This is a genomic window from Lachnoanaerobaculum saburreum DSM 3986 (genome assembly GCF_000185385.1).
GTDB lineage: Bacteria > Bacillota > Clostridia > Lachnospirales > Lachnospiraceae > Lachnoanaerobaculum > Lachnoanaerobaculum saburreum.
Map to the genome: position 1 here is coordinate 1,374,032 of NZ_GL622296.1, position 14,975 is coordinate 1,389,006.

Sequence of the window (14,975 nt, forward strand, 5' to 3'; positions counted from 1 at the left end):
TTGGAAGTGCGATTTCATCGCACAAGAATATTCAGTAATTTTCTCCCAATTATCAGAGAAGACCATTTCCTTGAGAAATTGTTTGTGAGTAAGATAAGGGCATCGTTTGAGGATATTATTGATGAGTTTAGTTAAACTGGATGATTCTTCCGTGGACGTTGAGCTACCAAAGGAAGAATGCTCGTAATATTCACGAAAAAGAAAGTTATTTCCTTGCCCATTGAAGATTAATCATATACTTCAGATGAACTGGCTGCAAAGGTTGGTGTGACAAAAAGAACCATATAGTATATATTTGGCTCTTACAAAAAAGTTATAAAAAGAATTGGTTCGAAGTGTGATGGAAGTTGGATTATCATTAAATGATTAATGGGTTTGGACAAAGATTTGCATGTCGAAGGGGTGTGCTTGCTGACAAGAGATTGAGTAGCAATATGTGAAAAAGTGTGACCATAGCTGAAGGCTTGTTTTATGGTAAAAACACGCCTTCAGCTATTACTACGAATGAGAGTGAATCCGACTATACATTTGATATCAATATGAAGTAGTCGAGACATATTGAGATTTTTATTTTAATCGTATATATTTTGTGGATCTTCCTACACCTTCTCTTTTAATTTCGCCTTCAGTTATCAATTTTCTTAATGCTCCTTCAATTGAACTTACACTTAGAGATGGACAAAGTTCTATAATGTCCTGTTTAGTAAACCTTCCCAGTTTCTGTAAAGTAGATTTTCTTACAAGTTCAACAGCAGGAAGTTTTTCTTCTACAATAGAAAATCTATCTTCAAATGCTTTATATGCGGCAAGAATTGTTCCCAATATATATTTAATAAATGGTAATACATTCTCATTTTCTTCATGCCAATTTTCTCCTGATTTTCCTAATACATCGTAATAAGCCTGCTTATTTTTTGCAATTATAGCCTCTAATGATATATACCTACCCACATAAAAACCATTCCTATATAGTAAAAGTGTTGTTAATAATCTGCTCATTCTACCATTACCGTCATTAAATGGATGAATGCATAAGAAATCATGAATAAAAATAGGTATAGCAATAAGAGGTTCTAATTCAAAATTACCAATAACTTTATTGTATTCACTGCATATTTTATCTAAAGCCTCAGGCGTTTCAAAAGGTGAAAGTGGTGTGAATAAGATTTCAGTATGTCCATCAGGATAAGTTGCACTGATGTAATTTTGTACATTCTTTGTTTGTCCTGCCATCGGGTTATTCATATGGCTAAACATAATTTTATGCATTTGTAGAATATAGTTTTTTGAAATGGGAATAGCATCAAAACTTTCATGGATAATGTTAAGTACATCTCTGTATCCTGCAATTTCTTGTTCATTTCTATTTTTTGGAGTTGTTTTTTCCTCTACCAATTTTTTAAGTCTTACGCTCGTTGTGACAATTCCTTCAATTTCATTTGAAGCTTCTGTACTTTGAATCTTTGCTATTTCTATAAGTTTGCTTAATTCTTCCGGTCTTTGTTTCAAATATAGCTCCTGCTTACCCTGATATCTATAAATTGAAGCGACTAGACCAAGTACTTCTGAATCCCATTTTTTATCTTTAATTTTGGAATAATTAAAAATTCTCACTGATTTTCTCCCTTATAGTTTCTTTTATCCCTTAAAATATACCATATTTTAAGGGATAAACCAAGGAATAAGGGGATATCAATATCTATATAAACAAAATAAAAATACTGCTGAAAAATTTATTTTCAACCTTTAATTGACAAATGAAGAAATGGAGAAGATGCCTGTGCTTGACAAAACCAAGTGATTTGCTACATCTCTACCTATTCTGTGGTGCAGGGTTTAACACTTTGTTTTAATTGCAGTTTTTGCGTAAAAGCTCTCGCACAGTTTTCAGCTGTAGCAGGTTGCAGAGATTTTGACTACTCCTACAGGTTGAAATAGGTTTAATTTAACCTAACTATAAGATATAATAAAATCATTAAATAGGTAGGAGGTTATATCAATGAATGTGAATACTGAAAATCCGGTTTCCATTACGGAAGCAAACCGGAACTTTTCTCGTACAGCTCGTATGGTTGATGAGAAGGGTTCCGTTGTGACTCTTAAAAACAATTCTCCGCAGTACCTTTTGATTGAGTTTAATCAGGCACAGAGAGAGAAGTCTGCATCCAATGAAGATATTCTTGTACTATCAAAACGTCTTATTGAAAAGAATCGCGAGGCGTATGATGTGCTTGCCAAATGATTGCTATTTCTATATTATCCACTAATCGAAGCGCTACTTTCGGATTATTCAGGTTATTTGTGATGTAGTCTGTAATCTCTATCAGGTCAGATTCAAAGAGAGGAAGAAATGATAGCTTATACTTTTTCACGCTCATTGATCCTGCTTCTTACTTTTCCAAAGACTTTGGAAGCGTAATAACGGACGTTGGATTTCTCTGCGGCCTCATCTGCTTCATCCGGTTTATGCTCAATGTCGTCTGTGAGTGCAGAGTATTGTTCAATACGCATGAGAACCATCGTTCCATAACTGTTCTTGGTAAGGAAAACAGGTGCGTTCGAATTAATAATATTCACTTTAATTTCAGGAAACTTATTTCTGAGATCAGACACGGGGCGAATATTAATCATAATGCCACCTCCTTTTTATCAATATTTTATCATTATTTTTCATAAAAACAATATAGAACGGTAGAATTTGCTACTAATTATTTCGGAGTAAAACATTGCGAGTTCACGTTTGCAAAAAAAGACAAAATCAAACAGTGCAGGTGGTCTTAGGGTCACCTCGGATCTTCTTCTGTCCGGATATTGACTTTTGTTCTTATAAACACTATAATTTAAGAACAAAAAGGCGGTGATAGAAATGAGTAAACGAGAACTATTGCTAAGAAAAATAAAAGAAAATAATGGGATTATAACTACCAAAGAAGCCTTAAATCTTGGTATTCATAAGGATATACTAAAAGAATTAACTATAAAAGAAGAACTTGAAAAGATAGCCAACGGACTCTATGTACTTCCGGATGAGAATATTGATGAGTATCTTTATTTCTCATATAGAATACCCAAAGGTATTTTTTCTCACGAAACAGCAGCGTATTTACAAGGATTATCAACAAGAATGCCCCTTGTTTATGTGATGAGTGTAAAGGTAGGAGATAATGTCAGCAGAGTTAAGTCGGCAAGAGATAATATTATTTTTAAGTATGTAAAAAAAGATTATTACGATATTGGGAAAATAACTATAACCGGTCCTTTTGGCAGAGAAATATCAGTGTATGACAAAGAAAGAACCATACTTGATATTATCAAAGATAAGGACAGAATAGATGCACAAGTATTTAGCGAAGCGATAAAATCTTACTTTGCAGGTAAGGAGAAAAATTTATTAAAACTGTCTAAGTATGCTGTTAAGATGAATATGGAGCAAGCTTTAAATCTATATACGGATGTGCTACTATGAAAACATCGGAACAGATAAAAGGAGCAATTAGAAACATATCTAAGAAAACGGGAGTTAATCCAAACTCTCTGCTTCAGATGTGCTTGTTTGAAGGAATACTTGAAAAACTCTCTAAATCAAAATATAGTGAGAATTTTATATTAAAAGGCGGACTTCTTATATCCTCTCTTATCGGTGTTGATATGCGTAGTACTATGGATATGGATACCACAATCAAAGGTATTCCACTAAATGAAGTTTCCATAACAAAAATCTTAAACGAAATATTAGCGATTGAAATTGACGCAGATATTGAATATAAGCTGATTAAATTATCGCCAATAAGGTAGGAAGATGTGTATGAAGATTTTTGTGCAAGCATATCCTGCATTTTTGGGAAAATAAATGCAAACTTAAATATAGATATAACAACAGGAGATGTTATTACTCCAAAAGAAATAAATTATTTCTATTCAAAAATCTTAGAAGAAGGTACAATACCGATTATGACCTATACCATAGAAACTATACTTGCTGAAAAATTTGAAACCATTTCAAGCAGAAACATTACCACAACAAGAGCAAGGGACTTCTATGATTTGTATATGATATACAGTATTTATAAAGATAAAATTGACAAAGACATATTAAGTAAAGCAATAGAAAGAACAAGTAAATACAGAGGTTCTTTTGAAACAGCTTTACAGTACAAGGAAATAGTAGAGTTGTTACGAGAAAGTGAAATACCAAAAGAACTATGGAAAAAATACACGCAGAATAACCCATATGCCAAAGATGTTGATTTCTTAGATACTGTATCAATCTTTGAAGAAATAGGTACTGTATTAAATGTTAATGATGATACTAAATAGTATTATGTTTGTTGTGGTCTTTAGGGTTTCAAAAGAGGTTCTACCACTACAAATATATCAACATCGGTAGCTGTTGCTAAAAATAACCGGAGAGTAGCTTGATGCAAACCTAAAGAAATGCGTTGATTCCATAAAAGTAGGAATGGTATATTCTACAGATGAAGTCAATGCATTACTTGCAAAAGAATTTGACTTATAATTTACACCAACAAAAAAGGAGATCCAATGCCCCCAATAACTGTTTTAATCAAGCCGGCATCCAGCCTATGCAATATGTCTTGTGAATATTGTTTTTACTGTGACGAGGCAAGTAAGCGTTTGCAAAATTCCTATGGATTTATGTCTGAACAGACTTTGAAAAATACAATCAGAAAAACCATGCTTAGGGCTGAGGGAAGTATACATTATGCTTTCCAGGGAGGTGAGCCGACCTTATGTGGCATTGATTTTTTTAAAAAAGCATTGGCTTACCAAAAACAATATAATAAAAATAATATAGAAGTAAGTAACGCTCTTCAAACCAACGGTTTTACATTGACGGATGAATGGTGTTCTTTTTTTAAGGAAAATAATTTTTTAATTGGATTGTCTGTAGACGGTACGGAGGAAATACATAATTCTTACCGCCATACAAAATCCGGAGATACCACATTTGACAGAGTGATACATTCTGCAAAACTACTGGATAAATACAAGGTGGATTATAATATTCTAACTGTTATTACATCTAAGGTAGCAAAGAATATTTCAGATATCTATCACTTTTATAAAAAGCAGGGCTGGAAGTATCAGCAGTATATAGCCTGCCTTGATCCCATTGATGAAGAGCGCGGAATTAAGCACTATTCCTTAACGGCTGAAGTTTATGGAAAGTTTTTAATTGAACTGTTTGACTTATGGTACAAGGATTATAAAAAAGGGAAAGATCCCTACAACAGGCAGTTCATAAATTATATAAACCTTGCCGGGGGTTATATGGCGGAATCCTGTGAGCAGAATGGAGTATGTGGGATTCAAACAGTAGTGGAAGCTGACGGAAGTGTTTATCCATGTGATTTTTATGCTATGGATGAATATCTCCTTGGAAATTTTAATGAAAACAATATGGATGATATCAATAAAAAGAGGTCGGAAATCGGCTTTATAGAAAAGTCATTTAAGTTAGATAATGCTTGCAAAGATTGTAAATATTACAAGGTATGCAGAGGCGGATGTCAGCGCAATAGAGATTTAAATCCTGATACAGGATTATACAGTAATTATTTCTGTGAAGCATATAAGATGTTTTTCGATGCCCATTACGATAAAATACTTGAAATAGCTGACAGCTTAAGATAAATATGATTATTTTCAGGATGCAAATTAGGCATATTTTAAAGTAAAAATCATTTTATACAATATAAATAAAAATATTGACATTAAAGTGATTTGGGTATATACTTACCACATAAGTAAACGGTTACGCAAACGATAATTTAACTTAATATCCGGCTTTGATTTTAAAAGATTGGAGAAAGATTATTTATGAAAAAAGCTTCAGAAAAGGTAACCATAAAGGATATATCAAAAAAATTGGGTATATCTGCTGTTTCTGTTCACAGAGCTCTCAGGGGTAAGGAAGGAATAAGCGACGAACTTCGTTCCAAGATTATAGAAACAGCGAATGAAATGGGGTATGTGGAAAATTATGCTGCAGCTTCCATTAAGAGAAAAACACAGAGGGTTGCGGTGGTTCTCCCTAAGGATAAATGGGAAAAAAAGATTTATTTTGACTATTTATGGCTTGGCATTAACAAGGGTGCGGATGAACTGAAGGGATTAAATATAGAAATAAGTCCTTTTGTATGTGATAACGAAGAAATGCAACTTGAACAGCTAAAAGAGATTGCAAAAATGGGGCCGGGTGAGTACGGGGGAGTTATAACAATTTCTTTCACAGGAGCAGCTGAGGTACTTATGCAGTTTCAGAGTATGCTCGCAAGGGATATGAAGGTTTTGGTAATAGATGATCATATCGAAATCCCGGAAGGCCTTATCAGTATTCCGCCAAGGGAAGTACAGGTGGGTAAAGTGGCGGCGGAGCTTGCCGGACTTATAACATCCGATAAGGGAAGGTTACTTGTATCCTGCGGACGCACAGACTCTAAAATACATGCAAATCGCTTGGAAAGTTTTTGTAATTATATAAAGGAGAATAAACCGGGGCTGACAATAGAGCTTATAACAGGATATACAAGAAATATGGATCATAGGGGAGAGTTATATAAAAATGCCTGTGAGGCACTTGATAAGTATAGTGATATATGTCTTATGTATGCTCTTACTTCTCATGACAACAGAGCATTTGTAGAAGCCCTTGAAAAACATGGAAAAAACAAAAATGTTGCAATAATAGGTACCGACTTAAATGAAGAGACCTTGGAGTTTCTGAAGCAAAAGAAAATGTCGGCGGTTATAGATCAAAATCCTTATGAAAAAGGATATATGGCTTTTAAGATAATGGTGGATTGTTTAATAAAAAATATTTCCGTTCCCGATGTTATACCATGTAGGATCGATATTGCTCTTGAAAATAATGCGGATCTTTATATGGATTGACAGGCTCTTAACGAAGCTTTTTCGTAGAATTATATTTTCTGTTTTCCCAAAAGGAATACAGTTTAATAAAATTTGTAAAAATTTATATGTAAATATACAAGGAGGATTATATGAAAAGAAAGTTTTTACAAAAAATTGGTGTTGCTATGATTTCCGGTGTGATGGTAGTGTCGGCACTGGCAGGATGCGGTAATAATACAGCTAAGGAAAGTACTACAGCCGCTCAATCATCAGGAGAGAGTACAAGTGCCCAAGCACAGGGTGAGAGTAAAACCGACGGTCCTGACTACAGTGGTGTAAAGCTTGTGTACTGGTCAAACTGGGAAGCTACAGAGCCACAGGGAATTGTTATTGCAGAGGCTGTTAAAGCTTATGAAAAAGAAACCGGTGTAGAGATAGAGGTAGAGTTTAAAGGTCGTAAAGGAATTAAAGAAGGTTTGATTCCGGCTCTTGATGCAAAACAGCAGGTAGACTTCTTTGACGGACAGGGAAATAAGAGTAATTACGGAGATCGTATTATAAGCCTTGAGGATTTGGTTAAAGAAAGTGATTATGAGTCACGCTCAAATCCGACAATGATGAAGCTTTTCAGAAGCTATAATGAAGGTGTACTTAAAGAGATTCCATATCAGTTTAAGGCAAATGCTTATTTTTATAATAAAAAGCTTTTCAAGGAAGCAGGAATAGATAAGGCACCTGCAAACTGGGAAGAATTCCTGGCTGCATGTCAGAAGCTTAAAGACGCGGGAATAACTCCGATTACTACTGATGATGCCTATGTACCTCAGGCTTTCGGTATGCATCTTGGAAGACTTGTAGGAAGTGAAGGCTTGAAAGAAACCATTAACAATAATGAGTGGGACAGACCTGAGGTTTTACAAACAGCTAATGACTTGGCAGAGCTTGCATCAAAGGGATATTTCTCAGAGCTTGTGGCTTCAAATGTATTCCCGACAGGACAGAATACCGAATTTGCTACAGGTAAGGTTGCAATGTATGCAGTAGGAACATATGTGGTTAATGAAGTTAAAAATATTACAGGACCTGATTTTGAATGGGGATTCTTTGCATATCCTGAAGTTAATAACGGAATTAACGGTTCAGAAGCTATGATGATAGGTGGACAGAGCTTTGCCATTACTTCAGTATGTAAAAATAAAGAGGCTGCATTCGGATTTATTGAGAAGATGACAAGAGGCGAATATGACGAGAAGCTTGCTAAAGAGAGCATAAGTCTTCCGGCAGATTCACAAAATCATTCATGGCCGGAGCAGCTGGCTGATGTAAAACCATACTTTGACAATTGTACAGAGATTATGGGTGGTGCTGAAAGCAATCCGGAGATTACACCGGCATTAAAGGAGAATTTGATCAAGCTTTATTCAGGAAAAATTACAGGTACTGAATTTGTTGAGAATATGAAGAAGGCGGCAGGAAAATAGAGGCTTAAATAAACAAAGAGGGCAGGCGGGTAACGAGGTCGTTATTTGACCTGCTCTTTTTAAACATCATAATGCTACCTGTAAGATAAGTAGCATAAATAAGCCCGTTTGTTACCTGTTTCAGAAGGGGAAATATTTATGAAACGTAATAAAAGTATGATTTGGGCATTTACTATTCCCGGAACAATATTGTTTCTTGGAGTATTTATTTACCCAATAATAAGAACCGTAATTATGAGTTTTTTTAAGATTGTGGAAATTACGGATCCGATAAGTAAGTGGGAGTTTAGAGGGCTTGGAAATTATGCAGATTTATTTAATGCTCCATTGTTTATACAGTCACTTATCAATATAGCAAAGATATGGACAATCGGAGGTATAGTTACACTTTCAATATCTTTATTATTAGCCATTATTTTAACAAGCGGAATAAGGGGAAAGGGATTTTTTCAGGCGGCAATATATTTGCCGAATGTAATAAGTGCGGTAGCTATGGCTACAATGTGGATTCAATATGCCTTTAACTCTTCATATGGATTTTTTACAACATTTTTTAGAATAATAGGTTTGGAGAGTCTTGCAAAAATACAATGGTTGGATGCGGAGCATAAGTTCTTTGCACTTTTATTTTCTTACTGCTTCGGAATGATAGGACATCATATGCTTATATGGATTAGCGGCATTGAAAGAATAAGTAAGGAATACTATGAAGCTTCAGGTATAGACGGAGCAAATAAGTTTCAGCAGTTTTTTCATATAACATTGCCGCTTTTAAGAGGAATTTTAAGAACAAATATTATTATGTGGTCAATAAGCATTGCCGGATTCTTTATATGGTCTCAGCTTTTCTCACCTTTAACCGCAGATACATCTACTGTAGTTCCAATGGTTTATATGTATACAAAGGTGTTCGGAGCTGAAACCGCTGATATTATTTCCCGTGATGCCGGGGCAGGTGCAGCAATAGGTATAATTCTTTGTGCTTTTGTAATAATTATATTTAGAGTTGCAAACAAGGTTCTTAAAGATGATGATTTGGAATTTTAAGAAAGGTTAGATTATGAAAGTACTGAAAAATAAAGAAAAATCCGCACCTTTTAATTTATCAAAAGAGATTAAACTTTTACCGGGGTATATAATTTTAATACTTTGGGTTGCCTTTACGGCGGTACTTTTAGGCTGGGTGGTGGCGGCAAGCTTGTCCACTACTGCGGATATATTCTCGGGAGATATTTTAGGATTTAAAACGGGACTTCATTTTGAGAATTATGCCAAGGCATGGGTATCATCAAATGTTTCGGTATTTTTTGTCAATTCACTCATTTATGCGGTTTTATCCTGTGCATTTATTATCCTTGTATGTGCACCATATGCCTATGTTTTGCAAAGATTTGAATTTAAGGGAAGAAAGCTTATCACTTCCGCACTGGCGGGAACTATGGGAGTACCACTTATAATGGTAATAATACCTTTGTATACCTTGGTGGCGGGAGCAGGAATGCTTGGTAATGCTTTTTCAAACAGAATAGTACTTATAGTTTTGTTTGTGGCAATAAAGGTACCATATACAACTACTTTTCTTATGGCATACTTTGCAAATATATCAAGTGCCTATGAAGAGGCGGCTGCGATAGACGGATGTCACCCGATAAAGGCTTTTTGGCTGATTGTATTTCCATTGGCACAGGGCGGAGTTGTAACGGTAACAATTTTTAATTTTATAGCAATATGGAATGAATATTTCCTTTCACTTTTGTTTGTAAATTCAGAGAAACTAAGACCTGTAGCACTGGGATTATTCTCAATGATTAACGGAATGAAATACAGCGGTGACTGGTCAGGATTATTTGCTTCAGTAATAATTGTATTTATACCGACATTTGTGCTTTATATAGGACTTTCAAAGAAAATCATCGGTGGAATAACCGGAGGAGTGAAGGGCTAGGAAGGAAGTACAATATGAATTTATTGTTTGTTTTTGCAGATCAATGGAGAGCCGGAGCTCTCGGATATGCAAAGGAAGATCCGGTAAAAACTCCGAATATGGATAAGTTTTGTGAAGAATCTACTTATTGTGATCACACTTTCAGTACCTTTCCGGTCTGCTCTCCTCATAGAGCCAGTCTTATGACAGGGAAATATCCTCTTTCAGCAGGATTTTTTACAAATTGTAAGAGGGGATTATCTTTAAGGTTAAAAGATGAAGAGATATGTATAGTTCAGGTACTTAAAAAATCGGGTTATGATACCGCATATATCGGAAAATGGCATTTGGATGAACCTGAGCAAAACTATCATGAGTTTCCAAAATCCGGTGCAAGAGATTGGGATGCCTATACTCCACCGGGAGTAAGAAGGCATGGATTTGATTATTGGTATTCCTACGGTACTTATGATATGCATTTATCACCGCATTATTGGCATGACAGTGATGAGATGATTAAGGTAAACAAATGGTCGCCTGAGCATGAAACAGATAAGGCAATAGAATATCTGTCAAAAATAAGGGATAAATCAAAGCCCTTTGCAATGTATATATCTTGGAATCCGCCACATAGTGTTTACAGTGAAGTTCCGGATGAATATTTAAAGCTGTATGAGGATGTTGAGTTAAAAGAGAATGTGAGTTTAGAGAATATTCATCATCACACAGGTGAAAATGCTGCAATGAGCGAAGAAGAGCTCAGACTTACCACAAAGCAGTATTATGCAGCCATAAGCGGTCTTGACAAGCAGTTTGGCAGGTTGATGGGCTTCCTGAAAGAAAATAATTTATATGAAGACACTCTTGTTATCTTGTCGGCAGATCATGGAGATATGATGGGTTCACACGGACTGATGGGCAAGCATGTCTGGTACGAGGAATCAATAAAAATTCCTTTTGTAGTACATGTACCGGGAAACAATAATAAGAGATGTTCTACCTGTATGGGAAGTCAGGATATGATGCCTACTGTCTTGGGACTTTTGGGTTGTTCCATACCTGACAGTGTTGAAGGAGAGGACTGCTCAAAATTTATTAAAGGAGCAGAGGATAAGAATAGAGTAAGCTTTATTATGGCATGCCCGGGCAGAGCGGATTTTGTGGAAAAATTTAAAAAAGCCGGTAAGGATCCTGCCGGATTTGGATGGAGAGGAGTTAGAACACAGGAGTATACCTATGTTATGGAGCTTGGGTATGATGTTATCGCCAATCCCAAAAGATATCTTTATGATATTAAAAATGATCCGCAGCAAAAAACAACTCTTGATTTAGAGATTGAAGAGAATAAAAGGCTTGCAAAAACAATGGAGGAAGAAGTCATTAAATGGATGGAGCGTCAAAATGACGGTTTCCTTAAGAACTGGAACAGTAAACTATGAATAATATAGATTTGTTGTGGGATGATTTTAAAGAACATTTTGCATTTAAGAAAGAAGAGTATATAAAAATTGCGGACTTTTGTAATAAAAACTGCAAAGAAATGAGGGATATTGTTCTTCAAACAGCAGATGAACTTACAGAGAATATATTTTTATTCAGACTACCTTGGGATATGGAAGCTACAAATGAGGCGGTAAATTTTAAAGGAAAAATAAAGTGGAATTATTGCTTTAATGAGGATGAAGAATTTATTTTTCAGTTAAACAGGCATAGATATTGGATATGTCTTGGGCAGGCATTTTGGATCAAACAAAATGATATATATGTAAAGACTTTTTTAAATCAGTTGCTTGATTGGATAAATGAAAATATAGATATTAAAAATGCTGACAGAAAAGTTTGGAGAACGCTTGAAATAGGGCTTCGTGCAGACTACTGGGTAAGGGCAATGTCATTTTTCATATCCCATCCTCTTATTACAGATGAAATAAAGGAAAAGTTTTTCTATGCATTATCCATACACGCAAAGCATTTGGCAACAAATCCTAAAAAGGGCTTTTCCATAAAAAGCAACTGGGGAGTAATGGAATATGCAGGTTGATATGTACTTTCTCATGTGTTAAAAAACGATGAATATAGAAAAAAAGCAATTTATTTTCTGAAAATGGCACTTCATACACAGATACATGATGACGGAATGCAATGGGAGGCATCCCCAATGTATCATAATGAAGTATTGGATGCATATTTTGAAGTTTTAAGAGTGGCTAAGCTTTATAATGACGAAGTTTTTTTAGAAGACGAAAAAGAGATTATAAAAAATATGGCTTATGCAACTTTATATCATACTTATCCAAATCACCATCAAATCTTGACCGGAGATTCGGATGACACGGATGTAAGAGATTTATTAAGTCGGGCGGCATTATTGTTTAAAGATGTAAAACTTAAATTCGTAGCTTATAAGGAACTTGATTTTGAAAGCGCATGGCTTTTTGGTCCTGAGGGGATAGATTTTTACGAGAAATTGGAAGCTAAGGAAATCCCCGGAGGACATATGGCTTGTCATGAAAGCGGCGAGGCAATATGGCGAAATTCCTATAATGAGGATTCAAGCTTTATATATTTTAGAAATACAAGTCTTGGGGGAGGTCACGGGCATCAAGACAAGCTTCATATTGAAATTTGGTTTGAGGGTGAGGAAATACTTAGAGACAGCGGGCGTTTTACATATAAAGATATTGATGAAAGATATAGACTTAAAGGCAGTCAGATTCACAATGTTCCCATTATAAATAACACTGAGTATGCAGAGTGTAGGGATTCATGGATATATAAAAGCCTACCGGCTTCCATGGGCAATACTTTTGTTATAAAAGAAAACATGCTGTTATTTGAAGGATTTCACTGTGGATATATGAACATTGGAGTGCTGCTTAGAAGGCGTGTTGTAGCACCGACATCCGATATCATTATTATAAGTGATGAAATTATCGGGCATAAAGACCATGTTTTATCACAGCATTTTGCCTTTGGAAAGAATATAAGCTTAAAGACGGAAAGTAATGTGATAATCGGAAAAGGTGAAAGATGTGAACTTAGTGTAAAGAGCTTTGATGAAAACGGTGAAATATTACCTGATATCATAAATTCTCCGCTTTCAAGACATTATAATCAGATAGAAGAAACGAGTGCTCTTAAAATAAATACAAGGAGTTCATATTTTTTAACTACTATAATTACCAAAAATATGGTAAATAAAAAAACAGAGATTATAAAAGAGGATGTATACAATTTTTCTTATGAAACTATGCTTGCAAAGGATGCAGCCCAAGGATATGTAATTACAAGAAATGAAGAGAAATACGGGGTTGTTCTCATTAGAAATGATGTGGGGAACCATAGTGACTTAAACGGTATAAGAGGAGTATACGGGCTTGGACAAACCATGGTCGCTGCATTTCATAAAAATCCCGAATATATGACTGTGCTTAAATGGTAGGATAAAAGGAGATTGATTAAGTGGATAAATGGATTGACATTAATTTATTGGAAAAATACCCGGAAGCCACAGACAGTATGATTAGTGAGGCTTTGGATATGTGTATGGAACAGGTGAAGAATAATCTACCTGAATTTGAGGAGCATTTTCCGGCGGCAAACAGTGAGGGTAATTTTTATACACCGGGTATCAATACCGATTGGACAAGCGGTTTTTGGACAGGAGAGGTATGGCTTTCCTATGAAAATGCAAAGAATGAGAAGGACAAGGAATTATTTGAAACAGCCGGAAAAAAACAGGTAGACTCATTTTTGGAGCGTATAAATATAAGACATTATATAGATCACCATGATATGGGATTTCTTTATATACCATCCTGTGTTGCCGCTTACAGCCTGATTTCTTATGAAAATGCAAAGGAGGCGGCAATAAAGGCGGCAGACCAGCTTTGCAGCAGATATCGCCCTGAGGGAAAGTATATCCAGGCATGGGGAGAGATGTGGGCAAGAGATAATGCCAGACTTATCATAGATTGTATGTTAAATGTACCGCTACTCTACTGGGCAAGTGAGGTTACAAAGGATGAGCATTATGCCGATATAGCTAAAAACCATATTCTTACTACAATGAAGCATATAATAAGAGATGATGATTCCACATGGCATACAATATTTTTTGATCCTGATAGCGGTGAATTTTCTCATGGTGCTACCTGCCAAGGATATAAGGATGCATCAGCATGGGCAAGAGGACAGGCATGGGGAATCTATGGAACCGCTATCGCATATAAAAACACCGGAGATAAGGAGTATATAAAATATTTTGAAAGAGTATCAAAGTATTTTTTAAAACATCTGCCTACAGATCTTTGCCCTTATTGGGATTTAAGTTTTGGAGACGGAGATGAAAATGAGCAGCCAAGAGACTCTTCATCAGCTGCAATCGTAATATGCGGATTCTTGGAAATGAGTAAATATTTGGATGAAGAAAGCAGGGCATATTATACTTCAGTAGCAAAGAAAATCATGTATTCTCTTATAAAGAATTATCAGGTGAAAGATAGAAGTATATCAAACGGTCAGCTTTTACATGGAACTTATGCCAAGAAAACACCTTATAATACCTGTAAAAACAGCGGTGTTGATGAATGTGTTATTTGGGGGGATTATTTCTTTATGGAGGCTCTTACAAGGCTTGCAAGGGATGATTGGAAAATGTATTGGTAAGTACAATAACCTTACGCAGTAATATA

12 protein-coding genes and 2 pseudogenes are annotated in these 14,975 nt (G+C 35.4%); 12 read left to right on the forward strand and 2 right to left on the reverse strand.

Features of this window, described 5'->3' with window-relative positions; all coding sequences use genetic code 11:
• Nucleotides 1-567: 567 nt before the first annotated feature.
• A complete protein-coding gene (locus tag HMPREF0381_RS06430; protein WP_008751116.1) occupies nt 568-1,614 on the reverse strand; it encodes a Fic family protein in 1,047 nt (348 codons plus the stop codon).
• Nucleotides 1,615-1,999: 385 nt separating this feature from the next.
• Here HMPREF0381_RS06430 and HMPREF0381_RS06435 point away from each other — a divergent pair, with 385 nt between their 5' ends.
• Nucleotides 2,000-2,242: a hypothetical protein gene (locus tag HMPREF0381_RS06435; RefSeq protein WP_008751117.1), complete on the forward strand. Its 243-nt coding sequence runs from the start codon at nt 2,000-2,002 to the stop codon at nt 2,240-2,242.
• 116 nt (nt 2,243-2,358) lie between these two features.
• On the opposite strand, the gene HMPREF0381_RS06440 is transcribed toward HMPREF0381_RS06435, so the two are convergent.
• Nucleotides 2,359-2,631 (reverse strand): type II toxin-antitoxin system Phd/YefM family antitoxin, encoded by a 273-nt coding sequence (locus HMPREF0381_RS06440; RefSeq protein WP_008751118.1) that lies wholly within the window; start codon nt 2,629-2,631, stop codon nt 2,359-2,361.
• 235 nt (nt 2,632-2,866) lie between these two features.
• Between HMPREF0381_RS06440 and HMPREF0381_RS06445 the strand changes: the two genes are divergently transcribed.
• From HMPREF0381_RS06445 to HMPREF0381_RS06490, 11 genes and pseudogenes are all read left to right on the forward strand, one after another.
• Nucleotides 2,867-3,466, forward strand: a complete 600-nt coding sequence (locus HMPREF0381_RS06445; protein WP_008751119.1) for a type IV toxin-antitoxin system AbiEi family antitoxin domain-containing protein — start codon at nt 2,867-2,869, stop codon at nt 3,464-3,466.
• A 77-nt stretch (nt 3,467-3,543) separates the two neighbouring features.
• Nucleotides 3,544-4,317, forward strand: a pseudogene (locus tag HMPREF0381_RS06450) (nucleotidyl transferase AbiEii/AbiGii toxin family protein).
• A gap of 225 nt (nt 4,318-4,542) precedes the next feature.
• Nucleotides 4,543-5,655, forward strand: a complete 1,113-nt coding sequence (locus tag HMPREF0381_RS06455; protein ID WP_008751122.1) for an anaerobic sulfatase maturase — start codon at nt 4,543-4,545, stop codon at nt 5,653-5,655.
• Nucleotides 5,656-5,841: 186 nt separating this feature from the next.
• Nucleotides 5,842-6,915, forward strand: coding sequence for a LacI family DNA-binding transcriptional regulator (locus HMPREF0381_RS06460; protein WP_008751123.1), 1,074 nt, complete (start codon nt 5,842-5,844; stop codon nt 6,913-6,915).
• Between the two features lie 110 nt (nt 6,916-7,025).
• On the forward strand, nt 7,026-8,357 hold the full coding sequence (locus tag HMPREF0381_RS06465) for an ABC transporter substrate-binding protein (protein ID WP_008751124.1): 1,332 nt from the start codon (nt 7,026-7,028) through the stop codon (nt 8,355-8,357).
• A gap of 138 nt (nt 8,358-8,495) precedes the next feature.
• On the forward strand, nt 8,496-9,404 hold the full coding sequence (locus HMPREF0381_RS06470; RefSeq protein WP_008753165.1) for a carbohydrate ABC transporter permease: 909 nt from the start codon (nt 8,496-8,498) through the stop codon (nt 9,402-9,404).
• A gap of 13 nt (nt 9,405-9,417) precedes the next feature.
• Nucleotides 9,418-10,302: a carbohydrate ABC transporter permease gene (locus tag HMPREF0381_RS06475; RefSeq protein WP_008751126.1), complete on the forward strand. Its 885-nt coding sequence runs from the start codon at nt 9,418-9,420 to the stop codon at nt 10,300-10,302.
• Between the two features lie 14 nt (nt 10,303-10,316).
• A complete protein-coding gene (locus tag HMPREF0381_RS06480; RefSeq protein ID WP_008751127.1) occupies nt 10,317-11,720 on the forward strand; it encodes a sulfatase family protein in 1,404 nt (467 codons plus the stop codon).
• 173 nt (nt 11,721-11,893) lie between these two features.
• A pseudogene (locus tag HMPREF0381_RS15350) lies at nt 11,894-12,628 on the forward strand (heparinase II/III family protein); the annotation flags it as partial.
• A gap of 150 nt (nt 12,629-12,778) precedes the next feature.
• Nucleotides 12,779-13,723 (forward strand): heparinase II/III domain-containing protein, encoded by a 945-nt coding sequence (locus HMPREF0381_RS15355; protein WP_242824444.1) that lies wholly within the window; start codon nt 12,779-12,781, stop codon nt 13,721-13,723.
• Between the two features lie 20 nt (nt 13,724-13,743).
• Nucleotides 13,744-14,949 (forward strand): glycoside hydrolase family 88 protein, encoded by a 1,206-nt coding sequence (locus HMPREF0381_RS06490; protein ID WP_008751130.1) that lies wholly within the window; start codon nt 13,744-13,746, stop codon nt 14,947-14,949.
• Nucleotides 14,950-14,975 lie beyond the last annotated feature (26 nt).